Consider the following 23,141-nt stretch of genomic DNA (forward strand, 5'->3'; position numbering starts at 1 on the left):
GACGCTCTTCCGATCTGCCGGAGCGGTGCGGCGGCAGCGTGCTCGGCCGCCGCCTGTCAACTACTCGGCGAACGAGCCGCGAGCCGCGGCGCGAGTGCACCACCGGCGTTCAGGGCGAAGTGCAGCAGGGCGGGGGCGATGGCACTGTCCGTTCGGCGGCGGAGCAAGTCGAACACGAGGCCACCGGCTGCGGTTGCGGCGATCGTTGCGGCAACGTTGTCGCCCGCGGCGCGGGCGGGCCGGATGTGCCAGAGGCCGAAGGTGGCTGCTCCGACCAAAGCGCCACCACACGACCCGAATACATTGTCCAGCAACGGATTCAGTGTCGCGCGAAAGATGAGTTCCTCGCTGTAGACGGTTCCGATCGGGATGTGTACCGCGACCCACTTATCGAGCGGGACGTCCGGGGCGCGGTCGGCGAATCCGCCGAGGCGCTCGCGAACCGCCGGAATGGCGACGGCCGCACCGTAACCGGCGGCGACCACACCCGCCCAGGCGAGTCCGTAGCCGAGGCCACGCGCGGACAACCAGTTCGGTCGGCCGCCGAACACCAGTGCGTAGCCGGTCGCGAATCCGGCATTGGCGGCGGTGCGGCCACGCAGCTCCAGGTTCAGCCGCGGCAGCACCCAATTGCTCCATGCCAACGGAATGCCCGTGGCAACAGCGGTTTTCGCGATCCGACCGAATAGCGTCATTTGATCTCGCGCTCGTAGTCCTCGGCCGCCTCGAGCTGCGTCCGGATCTTGTCGGACAGTTCCACGGTCCAATCCGGCGGTGCGGCAACGGCGATCCAGCCATCGAGCACCAGACTGCCGTAGCGATGCCCGTGCCCGTCGGTGACGCCCTGGGCATTGGACAGATCGCAGGTCACCTGCCAGAAGGTGACGAACGGCCACCAGCGCATCTGGGAGGAGACATCCGAGCCGCGTGATTCGGAGAGCCAATCCGGTTGGGAGAAGATCAGATCCGAGGACCACCAGACGATCGGATCGGATGCGTGTTGCAGATAGGCGATGCGCGGGGCGCGCCATTCGGTCGATGGCCGCGCCAGATCGGCCCTGTCGGAGGCGAATCGGACCACCAGACCGTCGGCGTAGAGCGGCTCGACCTCCCGCGAACCGGGATCGCGGCGCGAAACGAACTGCTCCCACAGTCGATTCGAATTCGGCGGCCCGACCCACAGCGCACCGTCGACCTTCGACCGCAGATCGGCGAGTCCGTCGAAGGCCGCCTCCGACCCCTGCGAACCGAGACTCTCGCCGTAGACGAGCAACTTCGGCCGTGCTGGCTCCGGCCGCGCCGACCAATGCTCGTACACCGCGTCGAACAGCTGCTTACCCGCATCCGTCGCCTTGCCGCGGTCGGCGAGAAACGACAGCACACTGGGCAGATACGAATACTGCGAGGCCACGATGGCGGTATCGCCGCCGTACATGTACTCGATGGCACCGGCCGCCATGGAATTCACCCAGCCGGTACCGGTGGTGGTGACCACCACCAGCACCTTCCGGTCGAAAGCACCCGTGCGCTCCAGTTCGGAGACCGCCAGTTCGGCCCGCTCCGCACCGCTCTGCGCCGACTCCAGCCCCACATAGGCCCGGATCGGCTCGCGCGCGGGCTTACCGGTGATCGAGGTGATCCGGGCGGCGGAGGGACCGTGCGAGACGAACCAGCGACCCTCGAATCCGAGCGAATCCCATTTCGCCAGCGATGCCGGACTGCCCGACCGCTCGGGCTGCACCGGCTGGATCGCATTGGGCGAGGTGTGATCGTTCTGCACACTGAACGCCGAGTTCGCCACCGCGAAGAAGGCACGCGAGGCCACACCGTTGAACACGGTGACGGTCAGGATCACCAGGACCAGAAATCCGGCCGATGGCGCCAGCTCGCGCGGCACCCGCACCCAGCGATTGAGCTGGCGGGCCAGGAACCGGATGATCTCGCGCAACGTCCGATAGGCCGCGACCACCCCGGCACCCACCGCGATGCTGAGCAATCCGGTGCGCAAATAGGCCGGGGTGGTGGTGCCCTCCATACCCATCAGCGCGGTGATCTCGCGCTGCCAGCGGGCCGACTGCACCAGCATGAACGCCGCGGTGACGGCGGCGGTGAACAGGATGGCGGATTTCACCGCATAGCGCACCCAGGTCGGCGGCGGCGCGATCCGACCGCGCAGCAGCTCGGCCAGCCGCGGCCGAGCCCAGAGGCGGAACAGCCACTCCAGCACACAGCCGAGGCCGTAACCGAGCGCGGCATTGATGCCGCTGATCAGACCCTGGAACAGCCAGTCGCGCGGTACCAGCGACGGTGTCACCGACAGCGCGAAGAAGATGGTCGCGAAGACCAGTCCGACATAGTTGAGATCGATAATGTCCTCGGCCCGCCGCACCACCACGATGCCGCGCGCACGCAGCTTCGCCAGGGTGGTGTCGGATTCGAGCATCGGTCAGCGAGACGGCGCGATGCCCAGATCGTGGCGGTCGGGATCGGGCACGGGCGGCAACGGGTCCGTAGCGATCTTCACAGGAACAGTATGCGGGTGCATGTCGGTCAGCGGGGAACGTTGCCGGAGCGCAACCCGGTATCACTGGCACAGATCACAGTGCCGTCGGTCGCCCCGCTCTTGCGCCGCAGACCGAATCGATTCGCGAATCATCCTGCGGCAGTGACACTTACCGCGATCTCCGACAACTACCCACCCCGCTCGAGTAGTTGTACGCGGTCGCATCGCACGCCGAATCCGCAGACTCGGTACCCATGAGCACTCCCAATGCCCAGCCGAAAACCACCTCGGCCTTTCTCGCGCAAGCCGTGATCGCGTTCGGCGTCAGCTTCTTCGGGACCGGCGTCGGCATCTGCTATCTCCCATTGGATATCGCGCAGCGCGGCTTCCTCGGCATGTCCGTGCTGTTCCTGGTGTCGAGCACCTTCACCCTGGCGAAGGTGGTTCGCGACCAACAGGAGGCGGCGACCATCAGCCGCCGCTTGGACGAGGCGCGGATGGAGAAACTGATCGCGGAACACGATCCGTTCAAATCCGTCGGCTGAGGACATGCATCCGGGCGAGCCCGGCGACGAGGGGTTCGGGCCCGCCGGGTGCGTAGCCTGCGGAGCACCCATCGGCCCAGGTGGAAAGCTATTTCAATTGACGCTCGCGGGCCGCGGAGATCGCCAGATAGTCCCGGATCCGGTCCACCACATCGGCCGACCAATCCGGTGGCTGCGCGATCGCGGCCCACCCGTCGAGCACCAGATTGCCGTAGTTGTGTCCATGTCCGTCGCTGACCCGCTGCGCATTGGGCAGATCCGCGGCGACCTGCCAGAACGTGACGATCGGATACCACGCCATCCGCGACGACACATCGGGACCGCGCGGCTCGCGCAGCCAATCCGGTTCGGCGAAAATAAGATCCGGCGACCACCAGACCACCGGATCGGAGGCGTGCTGCAGATAGGCGATCCGGGGCGGCAGCCAGGTATCCCCAGGCTTCCACAGGTCCCCGCGGCCGTCGGCGAAGCGCACCACCAGTCCGTCGGCATAGGTCGGCAGTATCTCCGGGGTGCCGAGATCGCGGCGGGCGGTGACTTCGCTCCACAGCCGGTTGGAATTCGGCGGCCCGACCCACAGCACGCCATCGGTGCGCGAGCGAATATCGGCCAGGCCGGTGAACGCGCCCTCGGAGCCCTGTGAGCCCAGGCTCTCGCCATAGACGAGCAATTTCGGCCGTTCCCCTTCCGGCCGCGCCGACCAGTGCTCATAGATCTTGTCGAAGACCAGCTTTCCCATTTGGGTGGCCTTGTCCTTATCCGACAGGAACGACAGCACACTGGGCAGATACGAATACTGGGTCGCGGCGATCGCGGTATCGCCGCCGTACATCAGCTCGATGGATTCGGCACTGGTCGAATCGACCCAGCCGGTGCCCGTCGTCGTCACCACCACCAGCACCTTGCGTTCGAACGCGCCGGTGCGCTCCAATTCCGCCGCAACCAACTCGGCCTGCGCCTGCGGACCGTCGGCCGACTCCAGACCGGCGTAGACCCGAATCGGCTCGCGCGCTGGCTTTCCGGTGACCTGGCTGATCTCCGCGGCGGTCGGCACGAACGAGACGAACCAGCGGCCCTCGGAGCCGAGGGTGTCCCAGGCCGCCAACGAATTCGGACTGCCGGAACGCTCGGGCAGTTGCGGCTGGACGGCATTCGGCGAGGTATGCCCGTTGCGCACGCTGAAGGCCGAATTCGCCACATCGAAAAAGACCTTGGTGAGTACGCCGTTGAACAGCAGCACCGCCGCGACGACCACAATGAGCACGCCGGTCGGTACGGCCAGCTGGCGCGGAAAGTGGGCGCGCCGGATCAATTCGAACGCGATCGCACGGACGATCCTGCGCAGGGCGCGAAATACGCCGATGGCTATCGCACCGACCACTGCGCTCAACGCACCGGTGCGCAGAAAGCTGGAGGTCGTGATCGGTTCCATGGCCATGAGCGCGGTGATTTCGCGCTGCCACCGGGCCGACTCGACCAGCAGAAACACCCCGGTGCCGAGGCAGGCCAGCACGATCGCGGTCTTGACCGCACCCGAGAGCCACTTCGGCCGCCGCGCCCACTGTCGCGTGACGGATGTGGGCAGCTGAGCGAGCTTGCGACGCAACGGCTTGCGTATCCATTTGCGATACACCCACTCGAACAGACAGCCCACGCCATAGCCGATAGCCGCGTTGATACCGCTGACCAGTCCCTCGAACAGCCAATCACGCGGCAGCAGAGAGGGTGTCAGCGACCAGCCGAAGAACACCGTGGCCACGATGATCCCGACGTAATTCGGGTGGAAAAAGCGCTCGACGGCGCCGACAATCCTGCCGACGCCGTCGCGTAGGGCTACCGAGACCTCACCAGCCTCCGGTGCGCTCAAATGGTACTGGCTCCGAACAGCTTCGGCAGCGTGCCCTCGTGCGCCTCGCGCAATTCGTCCAGGGTGATCGAGAACTGCCCCTGCACCTCAACGGCATCCGAACCCTGATCGACCACACCGATGCGCACCCACGGCAATTCGCGCGCGGTGCACATCTTGGTGAAGCGGGTCTCCTCCGAGCGCGGCACGGCGACGAGCACCCGGCCCGCCGATTCGGAGAACAACTGCACGAACGGATCCGAACCCTCCGGCAGCAGGATGCGGCAACCGGTTTCACCCGCGAGCGCGGCCTCGACCACGGTCTGGATCAGGCCGCCCTCCGAAAGGTCGTGCGCCGCACTGATCATGCCGTCGCGCGAACCAGCGGTCAGCACCTCGGCGAGCAGCTGTTCGCGGGCGAAGTCGACCTTGGGCGGCACACCGCCGAGGTGGTCGTGGGCGACCTGCGACCAGATCGAGCCGCCGAATTCATCGGCGGTCTCGCCGAGCAGGATCAGCGTCTCGCCCGGCTCGAGGCCGAGGCCGGTCGGAATGCGCCGGTGCACATCGTCGATGACGCCGAGCACGCCGACCACCGGGGTCGGCAGGATGGCGTCCTGACCGGTCTGGTTGTAGAAGCTGACATTGCCGCCGGTGACCGGAATGCCAAGGGCCACACAGCCGTCCGCGAGGCCGCGCACGGCCTGCTGGAACTGCCACATCACGCCCGGATCCTCGGGGGAGCCGAAGTTGAGGCAGTTGGTGACGGCCTTCGGCGTGGCACCGGTGGTGGCCACATTGCGGTAGGCCTCGGCCAGTGCGAGCTGTGCGCCGGTGTACGGATCCAGCTTGGTGTAGCGGCCCGATGCGTCGGTGGCCAGCGCGATACCGCGGCCGGTCTCCTCATCGATCCGGATGACACCGGCATCGGCGTGTTCGGCGAGCACGGTGTTGCCGCGGACGTAGCGGTCGTACTGTTCGGTGATCCACCGGCGGCTGCACAGCTGCGGGCTGGCGATCATCTGCAGCACGGTGGCGCGCAATTCCTCCGGGGTCTTCGGCCGGGGCAGGGTGTCCGGGGTGTCGGTGATCAGCGCGTCCTGGAAGTCCGGCCGCTGTACCGGGCGCTCGTACACCGGGCCCTGGTGCGCGACGGTGCGCGGCGGCACATCGACAACGGTCTCGCCGTGCCAGCTGATCACCAGCCGGTCGCCGTCGGTGACCTCACCGATGACCGTGGCCAGCACATCCCACTTGTGGCAGACGGCCATGAACGCGTCCACGTTCTCCGGCGTGACGACCGCGCACATGCGTTCCTGCGATTCGCTGGAGAGCACCTCGGCCGGGGTCATCCCCTTGGCGCGCACCGGCACCTTGGTCAGATCGATATGCATGCCGCCGTCGCCAGCGGCCGCGAGTTCAGAAGTGGCGCAGGATAATCCGGCACCGCCGAGGTCCTGGATGCCGACCACCAGCTTGGCCGCGTACAGCTCGAGACAGCACTCGATGAGCACCTTCTCGGCGAACGGATCGCCGACCTGCACACTCGGCAGTTTCTTGCGGCCGGTACCGGATTCGTCACCGGAGAAGGTGTCCGAGGCCAGCACCGAAACACCGCCGATGCCGTCGAGACCGGTACGCGCACCGAACAGAATGATCTTGTTGCCCGTACCCGAGGCGAAGGCCAGATGCAGATCCTCGACCCGCATCACGCCCGCGCACAGCGCGTTAACCAGTGGATTGCCCTGATATGAGGCGTCGAAGACGGTCTCGCCGCCCACATTCGGCAGCCCGAGCGAGTTCCCGTAGCCGCCGACACCGCGCACCACGCCGTCGACAACGCGTCGGGTATCGGGTGCCTCCGCCGCACCGAAGCGCAGCTGGTCCATGACCGCGATGGGCCGCGCGCCCATGGCCATGATGTCGCGCACGATGCCGCCGACACCGGTGGCCGCGCCCTGATACGGCTCCACATAGGAGGGGTGGTTGTGGCTTTCCACCTTGAAGGTGACCGCCCAGCCGTCGCCGACATCGACGACACCCGCGTTCTCACCGATGCCGGCCAGCATCGAGGATTTCATCTCCTCGGTGGTGGTCTCACCGAAGTAGCGCAGATGCACCTTCGAGGACTTGTAGGAGCAGTGTTCGCTCCACATCACCGAGTACATGGCCAGTTCGGCGTCGGTGGGCCGACGGCCGAGGATTTCCTTGATCCGCGCGTACTCGTCGTCCTTGAGACCGAGCTCCTTGTACGGCTGCGGGGCATCGGGAGTCGCTGCGGCTGCGCTGACGGTGTCGACCTGCGGAGTCACGGAGTACCAGGGTCCTTTCGGGCCGGAGCGCGAAGCTGGGGATTCGCCTTGAAGTTTAGCTGTGGCACTTCGTGGGCAGCCGGTCGCATCGACGCGTCGCCCGGATCGCCGGGTTTTGCGCGCGACCGAACCGAATTCGAGGGCACCGAATGTGATGCGGAGCATGGTGTAGATCGGGCCGAATGCCTAGGGTCGGCACGCATTGCGCGACGTCGCGACCGCTAGGCTTTGGCCGTGAACGATCGATCGGGGGTTGCGGATCCGGCGGAGCGGCCCGTCACCACGCCGGACACCCGGCTCGAATCCGGCTCGCCGCGCCCATCGATGTCGAACCAGCAGGTGCGCTGGCTGCTGATCGCCTTGGGCCTATTCGTCGTCTCGGCGACCGTCTCACTGCTGGTGCACTGGTGGAACGGGTACATCGATCTGCAGGTCTATCGCAACGGCGCGCGCGTCTGGCTCGATGACGGCGAGTTGTACGGTCCGATGCCCCCGGTCGAAGGGATCGGGCTGCCGTTCACCTATCCCCCGCTGGCCGCCCTGTTCTTCGCACCGCTCGCACTCATGCCGCTGGTGTTGGCCGAGGTGCTGGTGACCGCGACCTCGGTGCTCAGCCTCGGCATCACGCTGTGGCTGGTGCTCACCCGCCTGCGCCCGACGCTCGAGCCGCGGACCGTCCTGGCGCTGGTTATCGGCGCGGTCGCGGTGGCGCAGATGTTCGAGCCGACCCGCCAGACCTTCGGCTTCGGTCAGATCAATCTGGTGCTGATGGCCGCGATCACCATGGATTGCCTTGTCCGCAAACCGATCTGGCCTCGCGGCATGCTGATCGGGATCGCGGTGTCGGTGAAATTGATCCCGGCCGGATATCTGCTCTACTTCCTGCTGCGCCGGGATTGGAAGGCGGCGGGCACGCTGATCGTGTCCGCGGTCGCGGCGATCGGACTCGGATTCCTGCTGTTCCCCAGTGATTCGGCCGAATACTGGTTCCACACGTTGTTCGATACCGGCCGCATCGGCCCGCCCTACTTCGCGGGCAATCAGTCCATCAAGGGGATGGCCTTCCGCCTGGGCGTCTCCGATTCGCTGGCGACGCTGATCTGGATCACGGTGTCGCTGATCGCGATCGCCCTCGCGGCGGTGTGGATGCACCGGCTGATCCGCGCCGACCAGCAGGTGGCCGCACTGATGGTCAACGCGGCCGCGGTGCTGCTGGTCTCGCCGGTCTCCTGGTCGCATCACTGGGTGTGGATCGCCCCCACCCTGCTCGTCGCCGCCGACGCCATCGCCCGCGGCACCCGCAACCGGTGGTTCATCGGCACCGTCGCCGCCTTCACTCTGCTGTTCCTGATCGGCCCGCAATGGCTGCTGCCGCATTCGAAGGACCTCGAACTCGGCTGGGCCTGGTGGCAGCAGATCATCGGCAGCAGTTACGTCTGGGCGACGCTCGTGGTGTTCGTCATCGCGGTCGCGAAATACCACCCGAGCACCGCGGACAGCCGGGAGACGGTCGACGCCTAGCGGCGGCACCCGCGCCGTACGAACAATCGGCGCGGGTCATCGAGCGCTGTCACCTTCGCTGCAGCCGTCGGCTTCGCGCATGCTTGCACCGAACGACTTCCGGCAGCTGGTAGGCCGAATGAACTACCGGCCGACCGGCGCGGGGGTCAGGAAGGCGGCCAGCGCGGCGGCATAGGCCGCAACATCCGCTGCGCCCATCAGTTCCCGCGCCGAATGCATTGCCAGCTGGGGTGCGCCGACATCGACGGTCGGCATGCCGGTGCGGGCCGCGGTCATCGGACCGATCGTCGAACCGCACGGCAGATCGGCGCGGTGCACGTAGCGCTGCAGGGGCACATTCGCCTGTGCGCAGGCCAATGCGAATGCGCCAGCGCCGGTCGCGTCGGTGGCGTAGCGCAGGTTCTGGTTGACCTTGAGCACCGGACCACCATTGACCTCGATGCGGTGCGCGGGCTCGTGCCGGTCCGGGTAGTTGGGGTGCGTGGCATGCGCCATATCGCCGGAGGCACAGACGGATCCGGACAGGGCGGCCAGATATTCGGCGCGACCTCCGCCACGCGAGAGCACAATGCGCTCCAGCACCGTCGGCAGCAGATCGGACTGCGCGCCCCGATCGGATTGGCTGCCGACCTCCTCGTGGTCGAACATCGCCAGCACCGGAATGGCCGCGCCGGGTTCCGCGATCGCCGCGAGGAAGGCGTGCAGACCCGCGTAGCAGGTGCCCTGATTGTCCAGGCGCGGTGCGCTCACCAGATCGCCGTCACGTCCGACCAGACGGCTCGGCGCCAGGTCATGGGTCATCAGCTCCCAGCCGAGCACGTCGGCGGGATCGACCTGCGCGCGTTCGGCGACGAATTCCAGGAACGAGCGCGGCTGCGCGCCGATACCCCAGATCGCGTTGACGTGGCGCTGCGGATCCAGGGTGACGCCGCGACGATCCTCGGAGAGGTGGATCGCGAGCTGTGGCACCCGCAGGATCGGTTCATCAATGCGAACCAGGCTGTCGCGCACCGCATTTCCATCTCGCACGCTGAGCCGCCCCGAGATGCCGAGCTCGCGGTCCAGCCATGAGTTCAGCCAGGCGCCGCCATAGGGTTCCAACCCGACCAGCTGCCAGCCGACCGATGCCAGATCCGGATGCTGCTTCACCCGCAGATTCGGGCTGTCGGTATGCGCGCCGACCACCCGGAACGGCGTCACCCCGGACGCATCGGCCGTCGCCCAGGCGACCAGCGAACCGCCGCGCACGACGTAGTGTCGGCTCGGCCCGTCCGTTGGCCACGGCTCCGATTCCGCGAGCGGGGTGAAGCCATGCGCCTCCAGCGCCCGCGCGACCGTCCGACAGACATGGAAGGGCGAGGGCGAGTCATCGATGAAGGCACACAGACCGGCGGCCGTGGCAGCGGTAGCGGAAACGGGCATGCCTGCGATCCTAAGCAGACGCAGAGGAGCCAGAACCGATCGACTCGATTACCGAGCATTCCCGGATCCGCTGCTACGCCTCGAGCGGATCCCATGCGATCGCCGTCGCCGTGCTGCGCCGCCCGCTCGACCGCAGATTCTGCAGCCGCACAACGAGTTCCGCCCGTTCAGCACGCAATCGCGCCACACCTTTCATCCTCGCCGAGGATCGGCTGGGGCTGAATTCCCTTGGGGCCGTTGCGGACATAGGCGACCTTGCCCGGATCGCACGGTTGCGTGTCAGCCGCGAGCGCGATAGAGCCGCACGATCTTCGATCGGCACGGCGTGTGATGCGGTGGATGCTCCTCGTTCCAATCGTCCCCCGGCAACACGGCCCCAACCTCATTGCTGCCGCATGCCCCGGCGAAGACCCTGGCCGTCACACGAGGAATCACTGTCGCGGTGGAGTACTACTCCCATGGTCGAATATCAGGGCAGCACAATGCGGCCCACATCCGGTGGTCGAGTTCGAGGTCGCCGATCGCATCGGACCAATTCCGGAACCCGACCGAAGCAACGACATTCCGCTCGTCCATACATACGGAACCGAGCGCTCGGAACGTTTCACCGGATTATTCATCCGACGATTAAGGCTGACCTTACTCCGAGAACTACTCGGCGGAAACGAGTTCGAGTAAACGCATCAGCTCGGCATAACGGCGCGCACCGATACGCGAGCGCAACTGCTGCTCGGCGCGCATCTCTTCGGCCCGCACCGAATCGACCAGATCCGAACCGAGCCGACTCAGGCCGATCAGGATGCGGCGGCGGTCGTCCTCGGCGGCGACCCGGAAGATCAGACCGCGTTCGGCGAGGGCGTCGGCATGTCTGGTCGCCGACGACGGCGGTAGCTGTGACCTGGCCGCGAGCTCACTCATGGTGACCCCGAACTCGGTGGACAGATTCGACAGCATCGACCACTGATCGGCCGTGAGTTGCCTGGCACACAGGGCGGCGTCGAGGTGGTCCAGCCAACGCCGTTCCGCGGCACGCAGCGCACCATGCAGCGTGGAATATCCGCTTACAATGGTCGTCATTATTTCCTGCCTGCCATGAATTTCGCTCGAACCAGAAGAAGAGTACCGAATGTCAGCGTTCGGCGAGGGCCCAGACGGCACGATCGAGATACTGAACATAGTTCCGATGCAGGGACCGGGCGGTATCGTCGCCGCGTCATGCGATGCCGCGATTTCCCTGGCCGTCGATGAGATCAATACCGGCGCAGGATTTCTCGGCCGTGAAATTCGTACTACGAATATCGATGGCGGCCGGAATCCGCGCGAAGTCGCCGACGAGGTTTCGGCGCTGCTCGCCACCGGAATGGTGCATGCGATCACCGGCTGGCATACCTCCGCGGTGCGGCTGGCGGTGGCACGCGCCAATGCCAGCCGGGTGCCGTATCTGTTCGCGACCGGACATGAGGGCCTCACCAATGAACGCCCCGGGGTGCTCATGCTCGGGGAACATCCGGCGGGCCAGACCCTGCCCGCGGTGCACTGGCTGGCGCGCGAATACGGCGTGCGGCGCTGGGCGATCATCGGCAACGACTACATCTGGCCGCGCGAATCGGCAAAGGCGGTGCGCCGCAGTCTGCCCGATCCGAGTGCCATCGTGCTGGAGCGGTTCGTGCCGCTCGGCGCACCGGATTTCGGCGATTTCCTGCGCCATCCCGCGCTGGACGAAGCCGATGCCGTCATCATTCTGATGGTCGGCGCGGACGTCTCCCGCTTCAATAGGCAGTTCGCCGCGACCGGGCGCGCCGACACGCTGCTGCGCATCAGCCCGGCCGCCGACGAGAACGTGCTGCTGGCGGGCGGCCCCGACGCCAATCACAACTTCTATGTGGCATCGAGCTTCTTCGTCGACCCACACACCAGCGACGGACGCGACCGGCTGGCCCGCTACCGCCGGCTACACGGGGCCTTCGCGCCCGCACTGACCAGCTTCAGCAATATGAGCTACGAGGCGATCCACACGCTGCGCGCCATCGCCGAGACGGTCGGATCACTACATGTGCCAGCGGTGCACGCGACGCTCGATGCGGGTGTACTGCTCGAAACACCCGGTGGCACCAGGAGATTCCTCGGGAACCAGGCCCAACAGCACGGCTATATCGCAGTGGCCGACGGCGTCGATTTCGACATCATCGCTCGGATCACCTGACGCGGTAACCACCACGGAGCAGTATTTCGAGCGATCGTTCGCGGCCGACCGGGCCGGAGCGCAGGAGTCTCGGCCGCGCAGCCACCAGCCGCCCGACCGTCACTTACATCGAATCGCTACGCGATGCCGCCGTTCGGGGCGGCGAACACGCCGCACCGTCCGACGGCTCGCGTCGGATCTAAGAGGCGGCGACCAGGGTATCGAGCACCGAAAGAAACAGACCGAGGCCGTCATCGCTCGGACCGGTCAGCGCTTCGGTGGCGTGCTCCGGATGCGGCATCAACCCGACGATCCGGCCGTCGGCCGAGGCGATGCCCGCGATATCGCGCTGCGAGCCGTTCGGATTGTCACCGGCGTAGCGGAATACCACCCGCCCCTCGCCCTCGAGTTCGTCGAGCACCTGGTCGGAGGCCTGGTAGCGCCCCTCGGCGTTCTTGATCGGGATGAGGATCTGGGCGCCGGGCTCGAAACGCGAGGTCCACGCGGTATTCGCGGATTCGACGCGCAGCCATTCATCGCGGCAGACGAAGTGCAGACCCTCATTGCGAGTCAGTGCACCGGGCAGCAGACCGGCTTCGCACAGCACCTGGAATCCATTGCAGATACCGAGCACCGGCAGACCCTTGCCCGCGGCCTTGACGACCTCGCCCATCACCGGCGCGAACCGGGCGATGGCACCGGCGCGCAGGTAGTCGCCATAGGAGAAGCCGCCGGGCACGACCACCGCGTCGACCTGCTTCAGGTCGGCATCGGCATGCCACAGGCTGACCGCCTCCGCGCCCGCCAGCTTGACCGCCCTGGCGGCGTCGACATCGTCGAGCGTGCCAGGAAACGTAATGACCCCGATGCGAGCGGTCATGACTGCGCCTCGCTGACGCTCGGTTCCGTCATGCCCGCAAGGGCGGCTTTGTTTGTGATTCGCACGCTCATGCCGAGACCCGCACGACCTTCCAGTCCTCGATCACGGTGTTGGCGAGCAGCGCCTCAGCGATCTGTTCGAGCTCCGCGTCGCTGACACTGTCGTCGACATCGAGTTCGAATCGCTTGCCCTGCCGCACATCCGACACTCCGGCGAATCCCAGGCGCGGGAGTGCACCGGCGATGGCCTGCCCCTGCGGATCCAGGATCTCGGCCTTCGGCATCACCTCGACCACGACTCGTGCCACGCGTTGCTCCTCAGGTGGTGTTGGGGTTACCTGAGCAGCGTAGTTGTCCAGGTTGTCCGAGCTACGGCCGGGGTCGCGTCAAATAGCATGGCCCCATGCGCATAGCCCACTTCGGCCACTCCTGCGTTCTCGTCGAGTTGCACGGCAAGAAGGTGCTGTTCGATCCAGGTACCTTCTCGCACGGCTTCGAGGGCATTACCGGCCTGGACGCCATCGCGGTGACCCATCAGCACCCCGACCATATCGATCCGAACCGGATCAGAGCGTTGCTCGACAACAATCCGAACGCGCGCCTGTTCAGCGATCCACAGACCGCGCAGCTTCGCGACGAACCGTGGGAGGCGGTGCACGCGGGCAATGTGATCACCCTCGGTGACCTCCAGATCACCGGAGGCGGCGGCAGGCATGCGGTGATCCACCCGGAAATCCCGGTCATCGATAACACCGTCTTCCAACTCGGCACCCCGGATGATCCGGCACAACTCGTCCACCCCGGCGACTCCCTATGGGTGCCACCCGTCCCGGTCGGCGTACTCGCGATCCCAGCCTCCGCCCCGTGGATGCGCATCAGCGAGGCCGTCGACTACCTACGCGCCGTCAGCCCCCGCACCGCCTTCCCCATCCACCTCGGCATCATCCACCCCGACGCCCAGGGCATCTACTTCACCCGCCTATCCGAAATGCGACCCGCCGGAACAGACTTCACCGTCATCTCCCCCGAAACCCACCAATACTTCTAACCCCGGATTCGGACATCCGATCACCATGCGCTCATGCAGGTAACCGTCGAGACGGTCCTGCGTGAGTGCATGGTGATCGAGGGACCAGCACTAGTGGCGCTGTTCGGCGTAGGTTGTGAGGAAGAGGGCTTCGGCTAGGGCGATGTGTTCGATTTCGGTGGGGTCGACGCTTTCGTTGGGGGCGTGGATGAGGCATTTCGGTTCTTCGACGCCGAGGAGCATGATCTCCGCGTTGGGGTAGGTGTCGGCGAAGACGTTGCACAGGGGGATCGAGCCGCCCTGGCCCTGGGTGGTTGTTGCCCTGCCGTAGGACGCGCTCAGGGCGGCGTCCATCGCGGTGCGCGCGGGGCCGCCGCTCGCGGATCGGAACGGTGCGCCGATCGATTCGGTCTCCACGGTGAGCTGGGCCCGCCACGGGGTGTGTGCGTGCAGATGTGCGGTCAGCAGTTTCAGTGCCTGGTTCGGATCGGTGCCCGGGGGAATGCGCAGGTTGAGGCGGGCGCGTGCGGCGGGCTGGACGGCCGCCGATGAGCCGACCACGTTCGGCGCATCGATGCCGAGCACCGTCAAAGCCGGACGCGCCCAGAGCATATCGGCGACGGTGCCGTCACCGGTGAGTTCGACGCCGCCGAGTACGCCAGCGTCGGTACGGAATTGGTTCTCCGGGTACTGCACACCCGGCCAGCGCTGATCATTGGGCAGACCGGCAACCGTAGTGTTGCCGTGCTCGTCGTGCAGCGATGCGAGCAGGTGGACGAGGGCGGCGAGCGCATCCGGAGCGGGACCGCCGAACATGCCCGAATGCATCGGCCCTGCGAGGGTTTCGACGGTGACGATGACATTGACGCTGCCGCGCAATGTCTCGGTGAAGGTCGGCACCCCGACGGCGAAATTCCCGCTGTCGCAGACCAGGATCGCATCGGCGCGCAGTAGCTCCGGATTGGCCTCGACGAATCGTTCCAGTCCGCCGGTGCCCTGTTCCTCGGAGCCCTCGGCGACCAGCGTCACCCCCAGCGGCAGATCCGCACCGAGCGCCCGCAGCGCGGTCAGGTGCATCACGATATTGCCCTTGCAGTCCGCGCTGCCACGCCCGTACCAGCGACCGTCCTTCTCGGTCAGCTCCCACGGCGGGGTGCGCCAGGCACCGTCATCCAATGGCGGCTGAACGTCGTAGTGGCAGTACAGCAATACCGTCGGCGCGCCTTCGGGCGCGGGACGCGAGGCAATGACCGCCTTACTACCGTCGGGTGTTTCGTGCAGACCCACCTTTGTCAGTCCGGCCGCGGCGAACACATCGGCCACCCACTGCGCGGTCCGGTCGCATTCCTCGGCAGGAAACTGCCGCGAATCGGCCACCGATTTGAACGAAACCAGTTGGGTGAGATCGATTTTCGCCTGCGCCATCAGGGCGGCCACCCGCGCGCGCAGGGCGGCGGTACGGGGATCGTCGGAAGTCATACCAGCGCCTCACTTGGTCGTATCGTCGTTCGAAACCGTTCAGAACACCGAGAATCCGCTCATGCGTGCAGAGTTCTCCATGCAACCGCACCCGAACCGAATTGCCCGCCGCGGCCAGCCAGGCCCCGGGCAACCCCGCACCGATCCGGGACGACGGCCGAAATGCCACCGCCGACACCACTCTTACACGCCGACCCGATCCGATACGCGCATTCCCGCGCCGCGTCATAGGTGCCGCACGTGGTCGTCAACGCGATGGTGCGCCCGGGAATTGCCAGCAATCGAGAACAGTGCGCGCAGACGTGCCGCATGACGGGCGGACCCGCCTGCGCCAATTGCTCACCGGAGCTATCAATCGAGCACTGCCTCGAGTAATGGTTCAGCGTCAACTCCGGTGGATTGCGCAGATTGCCCGAAGCTGGCTCCACATCTCGGAGTCCCCGAGCACGAGCACGAGCAAAAACGTTGGATTTCTCCGGATGGCAAAGGGCGTCTCGGCGTCCCCGTCGCCGATGTGGGATTTCGCAGCGAACATCACTTGCTCTGTGACATGCTGATAGTTCAAATGCCGAGGTTCAAATAGCTAGCTTGAATATGGTCTCGATGAATGCGTAAGTGACACAGCCAGTTTCGAGCGCCACGGAACTGGTATCAGTCGTTTGATGGCAATTGCTGCGAGTGCGCTGGAGGCAAGATGGCGACTAAACCGGAATCCGACGACCTATTCGCAATGCCCGCATTGGACCGGACCGCACCCAAAAAGAGATTCCCGGCTCCCGAGCTACTTCCCGACGTCGCCTATGAGATCGTGCACGACGAACTCATGCTCGACGGCGTCTCCCGGATGAACCTGGCGACCTTCTGCACCACCTGGATCGAACCCAAGGCGCTGCTGCTGATGGCCGAATCCATCGACAAGAACATCGTCGACAAGGACGAGTACCCGCAGACGGCGGAGTTGGAGCGGCGCTGCGTGCGGATGGTGGCCGATCTATGGCACTGTCCCGATCCGTCGACCACGCTCGGCACCTCCACCACCGGATCCAGTGAGGCCGCAATGCTCGGCGGCCTGGCCGCGAAGTTCCGCTGGCGCAAGCGCGGCGGCACCGGCACGCCGAATTTCGTCTGCGGTCCGGTACAGGTGTGCTGGGAGAAATTCGCGCGCTACTTCGATGTGGAGATCCGCCAGATCCCGCTGCGCGGCGATCGGCTCACCATGCATCCCGACGATGTGGCCGCGCACTGTGACGACCGGACCATCATGGTGGTGCCGACCTTCGGCCAGACCTTCACCGGACTGTACGAAGATGTCGCGGGGATCAGCAAGGCCCTCGACCAGCTACAGGCGGTCAGCGGCCTGGACATTCCGATCCATGTCGACGCCGCCAGCGGCGGCTTCCTCGCACCGTTCACCGCACCCGATCTGATCTGGGATTTCCGCCTGCCGCGGGTCAAGTCGATCAATGCCTCCGGCCACAAGACCGGCCTGGCCCCGCTCGGCACCGGCTGGGCGATCTGGCGCGCGGCCGCCGATCTGCCCGCGGAACTGATCTTCGATGTGGACTACCTCGGCGGCAGCATGCCCACCTTCAATCTCAACTTCTCCCGTCCCGGCGGACAGGTGGTCGCGCAGTACTACCACTTCATCCGCCTCGGCCGCACCGGCTACACCCGGCTGCAGTCGGCGATCTACCACGTCGCCCAGTACCTGGCCGACGGCCTGACGCGGCTGGGGCAGTTCGAGATAATCCACGGCGGCAATCCGCATCATGGCATCACCGCGGTGTCGTGGCGGCTGCGCGGGGAACCCGGTTGCAACCTCTACGACCTCTCCGATCGGCTCCGCACCCGCGGCTGGCTGATCGCCGCGTACCCGCTGTCCCCCGACCGCCAGGACGAGACCGTCATGCGCGCGGTGATCCGGCACGGATTCAGCCACGACATGGCGGATCTGCTGCTCGCGGATATTATGCGCTGCCTCGAACAATTGGCGAAGCATCCGCTGACGACCTCGCTCACCCGCGCCGAGGCAGGCGGATTCACCCACAACGCCACCCCGGCCGTACCGACCGTACATCCCACCGAAGACGCTGCGGCAGAGCCGAAGTCGTGACCACCGCGACCGAACCGCGGAGACGCTGACCCGGTACGCGTGGCCCCGCATCGGCCGCGCGCCGCCGCCCGGTCACGCCATTGCGGGCGGCGGCGCCCCTCGTGCGGCGGTGCCGACTACACCCCCCACACGGCTTGTGCCGATCAAGCCGCCCTGGCGGCGGTGAACGGCTCCCAGCGGTACACCTCGCTGGTCGCGCCGTGGAACAGCGCGAGATCCACGGCATCGAGCACGGCCTGACGCGGACCGGAACGGCCCAGTTGCGCGGCGGAAACGGCCAGCCGCAGCACACCACCGCGGCGCGCGGTCCGGGCCGCACCCAGTACCAGTGCGCGACACCACCACGGCTCGGCGCGGAAGCCCTCGCCGATGCCGTAGACGCGCGCCTTCTGCGCCACATTCCGTTCGAGATCCAGGATCGAGGTCAGACCGAGCGCGAGCCGGAAGCCGACCTCCGGCAGCGCCTCGATCGCGCCGGCGGAGGCGTCCCAGCGCGGGGCGGCGAAGAGCCGGGTGCGCAGTTCCACCTGTTCCAGCACCCGATCCGCGGCGGTGAGCCGCAGCCGCGCCTCGTGCCGCGGCAGCGCGGCGAATTCGGCTCTGCGGCGTTTGGTGGCCGCCTGGTCATAGCCGTGCAGCACGATCGCATCGCCGCGGGCCCGGCGCCCGCGCAGCCAGGACTGCGTCGCCGCATCCTCGACCAACCGGTACCCGCCCTTGAGCCGGGGCGCCACCAGCAGCGAGAGGCGCACGTCGCGGCGGTCCATCTCGGCCGCGAATTCGATTGCCGCGTCCCGCGTGGTGTCCCGGATCCCGGAGATCGACACGATCAGCTCAGCGTTCATGACCCCACGGTGCCAGCCGCAGATGTACTCGGCGTGCAGGGCGGATGACCCGCCGACGAACACTCCGCCACACCAGCGTCGCGTGACCCCCGCCACACCGATGCTCTCCCTTGTCGGCCTCGAACTACTCGAGACCGGGCGTCCCTTGGGGCGGTCACCAGCTGTAGGGGCCGAATCGACCCCAGGCCACGAGCGCGGCGAGCACGAACAGGAAGGTGGTCATTGGCAGTCCGGCCGGCTCCTTGCGGCGGATGTGGACGCCCACGGCCAGGACCGCAATGACCGCCAGCCCGACCGCTGCGATCGGTGTCAAGACTGGTGCGATTCCGGTCGCGGCAGGTGCGATCAGCCCAATTGGGCCGAGCACCTCCACCACACCGATGAACCACACAGTCACCTGAGAGTAGTCCTGCATCCACAGATACTGTTCGGCCAGCTTGTCCTTCGGCTGGAGGACTTTCGCCAGCCCGGACATGGCGAACAGGGCGGCCAGGATCGCCTGCGCGATCCACAAGAACACATTCATCGAAGAGGCCTCTCTTGCAGTCGTTGGTGTTGGTCTCGGCAGTACGACGACGCAGCCCTTCGGAATGTGAGGCGACGCCCGCACTTCACAGTTCGGTGCGATATTTCGTCGAACTGGTAAAGGCCAGCGCGATTTCCTGCTGTCGCTCGCAGTAGAGAGCCTGTATCGGGCGCTATGGTCGGACCGGATTCTCCAAGGAGGTCGAGTACACCGAACTGCCGAACTCCTACAGCAAGGCGAGGATCTGGGCCAGGCCCGGCAGCGGGCACAGCGGCTTGTCGACCAGATGCGGGCAGCGTTCGACGATGCCCTGGTGCAGAACTCGGAAGCCCATGAGGGGACCTTCGGGCCTCGCGATCCCAACGATGCGCACATGCTCGCCGCCGAACGGCCCGACATCGCCCTGGGCCGCGCGTCGACCGCGGTGGCCCGAGCCGCCGAAATCCATGCCGGGCCGCAGGGGCTGGGCGTCGGTCAGCAATTGGTGCTGAAGATGCTCGATGCCGTCGGCGCCTGCTCGCAGCAGACGCTCAGCGCGGAATTGCGGATCGATCGCAGTGTCATGGTCAGCGTCTGCGATGACCTGGAGAAGTCGGGTTATGCACAGCGCGAACGCAATCCGCGCGACCGGCGGTCCTACGCGGTGACCATCACCGATGCGGGCCGCGAACGGCTGAGCGAAGCGAAGGCGGCGATTCCGACCTATCTCGATGAGACCTTCGCCGCACTGACCGCCGCTGAGCGGCGCCAGCTCACGGCGCTGCTCGGCAAACTATTGGTGCCCGAGACCACAGGCTAGCGCGGCCGGGCCTACCGACCGCGCTCCCCGGCCGCTATGCCTCCGCGAGGCCGAGGGTGTCCAGGACCCAGGCGTATTCGAACGCGACTTCCTTCCACTTCTCATAGCGGCCGCTGACGCCGCCGTGGCCCGCACTCATTTCGGTCTTGAGCAGCAGTGGTGCGTCGCCGGTCTTGGTCGCGCGCAGTTTGGCGACCCATTTGGCGGGTTCGACATAGAGGACGCGGGTGTCATTGATGCTGGTAATGGCCAGAATCGCCGGATAGTCCTTGGCCTCGATGTTCTCGTAGGGGGCGTAGGACTTCATGTAGTCGTAGACGTCCTTGTCCGCCAACGGGTTACCCCACTCGTCCCATTCGATGACGGTGAGCGGCAGCGATGGGTCCAGGATCGAGGTGAGCGGGTCGACGAAGGGCACATTGGCCACAATGCCCTTGAACAGTTCGGGCGCCAGGTTCGCCACCGCGCCCATCAGCAGACCGCCCGCACTGCCGCCGTCGGCGACCAGCCGGTCCGGCGAGGCGGCGCCGGTATCGATGAGATGCCTTGCACAGGAGACGAAATCGGTGAAGGTGTTCTTTTTGGTGAGTGTCTTGCCGTGCTCGTACCAGAGCCGTCCCATCTCCCCACCACCGCGCACATGCGCGACCGCGAAGACCATGCCGCGATCGAGCAGCGACAGCCGCGACACCGAGAAGGACGGATCCATACTGGCTTCGTAGGAGCCATATCCGTACAGCAGTAGCGGTCTCGGCCCCTCGGGGAGGTTCTTCCTGCGCACCAGCGAGATCGGGATCCGGGTGCCGTCCGCGGCGACCGCCCAATCCCGGTGCTGCTCATAGTCGTTCGCGTCGAAGCCGCCGAGCACCGGCTGCTCCTTGCGCAGCAGCAGCTCACCGGTCGCTGGCACATAGTCGAAGACCTGCATGGGCGTGATGAACGAGGTGAGCCCGATGCGCAGCGTCGGCTGCTCCCACTCCGGGTTGGCGCCAGGACCGACCGCGAACAGTTCCAGATCGAATTCGAGTTCGCGCCGCTCGCCATAGCCGGATTCGGTCAGCGGCCAAATGGCGACCCGGGGCAGGGCTTCGCGCCGGTAGCTCAGCACCAGATGGCTGGCGAACGGGTCGATATCCTCGAGCCGCACATCGTCGCGGTGCCCGATCAGCAGCGTCATATTCGACGGATCAGCTACCGGGGCCTCGGCGAGCACGAAGTTCTCCGCCTTCACCCCGTCCACCACATCGTTGTGCAGGATCAGGAAGCGGTCCTCGCCGCCGACCACCGCATGTTCGGCGGAGTATTCGACACCCTCGCGTCGCGGCAGAATGACCCGGAATTCCCCCTCCGGATTATCGGATTCGAGCACCAAACCCTCGGTGGTGATCTTGGAGCCGACCCAGATCATCAGGTACTTCTCCGAGCGGGTCGCGCCGATGCTCACCCAGTAGCGCTCGTCGGGCTCATGGAAGACCTTGACGTCATCGGCCTCCGGCGTGCCGAGCCGATGCCGCCAGACGGTATCGGGCCGCCAGGATTCGTCGACGGTCTGGTAGAAGACGTGCGTACCGTCCAGCGACCAGGTCGCGCCGGGCGCGGTACCGGCGATCTGGTCGGCGAGCACCTCGCCGGTGCGCAGATCTTTGAATCGCAGCAGGTAGCGCTCGTCACCGCTGGTGTCAACGGAGAATGCGAGCAGATTGCCGTCGTGGCTGATCGAGAACGCACCGAGTGAGAAGAAGTCGTGGCCGCCGGCGAGTTCATTGCTGTCGAGCAGCACCTGCTCACCGGGGATCTCGGAATCGACCTCGAGTCGCGGCGGAGTCCAGGCATCGATTCCCTCGACCGCGGCATCGATGGGACAGCGGCACTGCACGCCGTACTGTTTCCCCTCGAAGCTGCGCGAGTAGTACCAGAACTCGCCCATCCGGGTCGGCACCGACAGGTCGGTCTCCTGGGTGCGCGCCTTGATCTCGTCGAAGATCTTGTCCCGCAGCCCGCCGAGATGCCTGGTCTGCGCGTCGGTGTAGGCGTTCTCCGCCTCCAGGTAGGCGATGACCTCAGTACTGTCCTTATCGCGGAGCCATTCGTACTCGTCGATGAAGACGTCGCCGTGATGCACCCGCTCGGTGGGCACCGTCTTGGCGATCGGGGCCGCCACCACCGCCGATCCATTGCCGGAGCTGGTAATCGTTCCACTGTCGAGAGCCATGCGCTCCACCCTACTGTTCCGATGCCGCCCCGCCCGCCGAGCTGATGATCTCGTCGAGTACCGCACAGGCTCGGTGCATATCCTCCAGGGCCCGGCCGATGCGCTTGCGCTCGTGCACGAGATTGTCGACCAGGAATGGGGTGGCGGTGGCATTCGGGCTGCCGTCGGTGTCATTGGTGCACGACAGCAACCGGGCGATGGTGTCACTGGCCAGGCCAGCGGCGAACATCTGCTGGATCCAGGTGACGCGGTCGATCGCCGATTCCGGATATTCGCCTGTCGCCGGGCAATCCACAGTTATATGCGCGAGGCCGATCCGGCACCGCTGTATCGGGCGCTGGTGGCCGAATTTGACCGCCGTGACCTGGCCTATCTGCATCTGACCGATAACGACGACTATCCGACCATCGCCGATCTGCGGCCGCGCCGACACGGCATGCTCATCGCGAATATCGGCGAGAACCGCGAGCCGACCAGCGCGGTCGATGCCGAGGCCGTGCTGCGGGGCGGCCGCGCCGATCCGGTGTCGCTCGGGCGCGCATTCATCGCCGATCCCGATCTGGTGGAGCGGATTGCCCACGATCCGCCCTTGACTCCGATCCGCGAGGAACGGCCGTATGGACGCGATGCGGCGGGCTACAGCGACTATCCCCGCTGGGAAGCGAGCGTGGCGCGGTACGCCTGAGAAATTGGGGCACGCCTGTGGATCGGGGCGCGCGAGCATCGGGGCGCGCCCGAGCATCGGGATACGCCCGAGAATCGCCGCGCTCAACAAACGGGGCGCGCCCGAGCATCGAGATAAACCCGAGTCCACGCGCTCGACAATCGGGGCGCGCCCGAGAATCCACGCGCTCAACAATCGAGGTGCACCCGAGAATCCACGCGCTCAACAATCGAGGTGCACCCGAGAATCCACGCGCTCAACAATCG

Annotated in this window: 21 protein-coding genes; 7 read left to right on the forward strand and 14 right to left on the reverse strand. The window is 66.2% G+C overall.

What is annotated here, in order from left to right; genetic code table 11:
• Positions 1–56: 56 nt before the first annotated feature.
• Both ABZW16_RS33350 and ABZW16_RS33355 read right to left on the reverse strand, forming a co-directional pair.
• On the reverse strand, positions 57–695 hold the full coding sequence (locus ABZW16_RS33350) for a CPBP family intramembrane glutamic endopeptidase (protein ID WP_354960083.1): 639 nt from the start codon (positions 693–695) through the stop codon (positions 57–59).
• Positions 692–2,443, reverse strand: a complete 1,752-nt coding sequence (locus tag ABZW16_RS33355) for an alpha/beta-hydrolase family protein (protein ID WP_354960084.1) — start codon at positions 2,441–2,443, stop codon at positions 692–694. Before ABZW16_RS33355 ends, ABZW16_RS33350 begins: the two co-directional genes overlap by 4 nt.
• A gap of 314 nt (positions 2,444–2,757) precedes the next feature.
• Here ABZW16_RS33355 and ABZW16_RS33360 point away from each other — a divergent pair, with 314 nt between their 5' ends.
• A complete protein-coding gene (locus ABZW16_RS33360; protein WP_354960085.1) occupies positions 2,758–3,048 on the forward strand; it encodes a YiaA/YiaB family inner membrane protein in 291 nt (96 codons plus the stop codon).
• An 88-nt stretch (positions 3,049–3,136) separates the two neighbouring features.
• On the opposite strand, the gene ABZW16_RS33365 is transcribed toward ABZW16_RS33360, so the two are convergent.
• The gene (locus tag ABZW16_RS33365; protein ID WP_354960086.1) at positions 3,137–4,915 is read right to left on the reverse strand and encodes an alpha/beta-hydrolase family protein; all 1,779 of its coding nucleotides are present in this window, start codon (positions 4,913–4,915) and stop codon (positions 3,137–3,139) included.
• The gene (purL, locus tag ABZW16_RS33370) at positions 4,912–7,206 is read right to left on the reverse strand and encodes a phosphoribosylformylglycinamidine synthase subunit PurL (protein WP_354960087.1); all 2,295 of its coding nucleotides are present in this window, start codon (positions 7,204–7,206) and stop codon (positions 4,912–4,914) included. The genes ABZW16_RS33365 and purL overlap by 4 nt, the downstream gene beginning before the upstream one ends.
• Before the next feature lie 234 nt (positions 7,207–7,440).
• Here purL and ABZW16_RS33375 point away from each other — a divergent pair, with 234 nt between their 5' ends.
• Entirely contained in the window at positions 7,441–8,727 is a 1,287-nt protein-coding gene (locus ABZW16_RS33375) for a glycosyltransferase 87 family protein (RefSeq protein WP_354960088.1), read from the forward strand.
• A gap of 123 nt (positions 8,728–8,850) precedes the next feature.
• Here ABZW16_RS33375 and ABZW16_RS33380 read toward each other — a convergent pair whose 3' ends face one another.
• Both ABZW16_RS33380 and ABZW16_RS33385 read right to left on the reverse strand, forming a co-directional pair.
• Entirely contained in the window at positions 8,851–10,149 is a 1,299-nt protein-coding gene (locus ABZW16_RS33380; RefSeq protein WP_354960089.1) for a M18 family aminopeptidase, read from the reverse strand.
• A 651-nt stretch (positions 10,150–10,800) separates the two neighbouring features.
• Positions 10,801–11,226, reverse strand: coding sequence for a MarR family transcriptional regulator (locus tag ABZW16_RS33385; protein WP_354960090.1), 426 nt, complete (start codon positions 11,224–11,226; stop codon positions 10,801–10,803).
• 49 nt (positions 11,227–11,275) lie between these two features.
• Here ABZW16_RS33385 and ABZW16_RS33390 point away from each other — a divergent pair, with 49 nt between their 5' ends.
• Positions 11,276–12,352, forward strand: coding sequence for a substrate-binding domain-containing protein (locus ABZW16_RS33390; protein WP_354960091.1), 1,077 nt, complete (start codon positions 11,276–11,278; stop codon positions 12,350–12,352).
• A gap of 178 nt (positions 12,353–12,530) precedes the next feature.
• On the opposite strand, the gene purQ is transcribed toward ABZW16_RS33390, so the two are convergent.
• A complete protein-coding gene (purQ, locus tag ABZW16_RS33395) occupies positions 12,531–13,211 on the reverse strand; it encodes a phosphoribosylformylglycinamidine synthase subunit PurQ (RefSeq protein WP_354960092.1) in 681 nt (226 codons plus the stop codon).
• A gap of 67 nt (positions 13,212–13,278) precedes the next feature.
• Entirely contained in the window at positions 13,279–13,518 is a 240-nt protein-coding gene (gene purS, locus ABZW16_RS33400) for a phosphoribosylformylglycinamidine synthase subunit PurS (protein WP_040686358.1), read from the reverse strand.
• A gap of 95 nt (positions 13,519–13,613) precedes the next feature.
• Between purS and ABZW16_RS33405 the strand changes: the two genes are divergently transcribed.
• On the forward strand, positions 13,614–14,258 hold the full coding sequence (locus ABZW16_RS33405) for an MBL fold metallo-hydrolase (protein ID WP_354960093.1): 645 nt from the start codon (positions 13,614–13,616) through the stop codon (positions 14,256–14,258).
• Between the two features lie 90 nt (positions 14,259–14,348).
• Here the strand turns inward: ABZW16_RS33405 and ABZW16_RS33410 are convergent, their stop codons facing one another.
• Positions 14,349–15,716 (reverse strand): dipeptidase, encoded by a 1,368-nt coding sequence (locus ABZW16_RS33410; RefSeq protein ID WP_354960094.1) that lies wholly within the window; start codon positions 15,714–15,716, stop codon positions 14,349–14,351.
• A 59-nt stretch (positions 15,717–15,775) separates the two neighbouring features.
• Positions 15,776–16,237 (reverse strand): glutaminase, encoded by a 462-nt coding sequence (locus ABZW16_RS33415; protein ID WP_354960104.1) that lies wholly within the window; start codon positions 16,235–16,237, stop codon positions 15,776–15,778.
• Between the two features lie 173 nt (positions 16,238–16,410).
• Here ABZW16_RS33415 and ABZW16_RS33420 point away from each other — a divergent pair, with 173 nt between their 5' ends.
• On the forward strand, positions 16,411–17,829 hold the full coding sequence (locus ABZW16_RS33420; RefSeq protein WP_354960095.1) for a glutamate decarboxylase: 1,419 nt from the start codon (positions 16,411–16,413) through the stop codon (positions 17,827–17,829).
• A 143-nt stretch (positions 17,830–17,972) separates the two neighbouring features.
• Here the strand turns inward: ABZW16_RS33420 and ABZW16_RS33425 are convergent, their stop codons facing one another.
• Together ABZW16_RS33425 and ABZW16_RS33430 are read right to left on the reverse strand one after the other, a co-directional pair.
• Complete coding sequence (locus tag ABZW16_RS33425) at positions 17,973–18,674, reverse strand: DUF2334 domain-containing protein (RefSeq protein WP_354960096.1); 702 nt, start codon at positions 18,672–18,674, stop codon at positions 17,973–17,975.
• Positions 18,675–18,828: 154 nt separating this feature from the next.
• A complete protein-coding gene (locus ABZW16_RS33430; protein ID WP_354960097.1) occupies positions 18,829–19,200 on the reverse strand; it encodes a DoxX family protein in 372 nt (123 codons plus the stop codon).
• 373 nt (positions 19,201–19,573) lie between these two features.
• On the opposite strand from ABZW16_RS33430, the gene ABZW16_RS33435 reads away from it, so the two are divergent.
• On the forward strand, positions 19,574–19,999 hold the full coding sequence (locus tag ABZW16_RS33435; protein WP_354960098.1) for a MarR family transcriptional regulator: 426 nt from the start codon (positions 19,574–19,576) through the stop codon (positions 19,997–19,999).
• Between the two features lie 34 nt (positions 20,000–20,033).
• On the opposite strand, the gene ABZW16_RS33440 is transcribed toward ABZW16_RS33435, so the two are convergent.
• Positions 20,034–22,211 (reverse strand): S9 family peptidase, encoded by a 2,178-nt coding sequence (locus ABZW16_RS33440; RefSeq protein ID WP_354960099.1) that lies wholly within the window; start codon positions 22,209–22,211, stop codon positions 20,034–20,036.
• A gap of 10 nt (positions 22,212–22,221) precedes the next feature.
• Positions 22,222–22,506: a hypothetical protein gene (locus ABZW16_RS33445; RefSeq protein WP_354960100.1), complete on the reverse strand. Its 285-nt coding sequence runs from the start codon at positions 22,504–22,506 to the stop codon at positions 22,222–22,224.
• A gap of 45 nt (positions 22,507–22,551) precedes the next feature.
• On the opposite strand from ABZW16_RS33445, the gene ABZW16_RS33450 reads away from it, so the two are divergent.
• Positions 22,552–22,896 (forward strand): hypothetical protein, encoded by a 345-nt coding sequence (locus tag ABZW16_RS33450; RefSeq protein ID WP_354960101.1) that lies wholly within the window; start codon positions 22,552–22,554, stop codon positions 22,894–22,896.
• Positions 22,897–23,141: the final 245 nt, after the last annotated feature.

It is taken from the genome of Nocardia sp. NPDC004604, from assembly GCF_040609795.1.
Taxonomy (GTDB): Bacteria; Actinomycetota; Actinomycetes; order Mycobacteriales; family Mycobacteriaceae; genus Nocardia.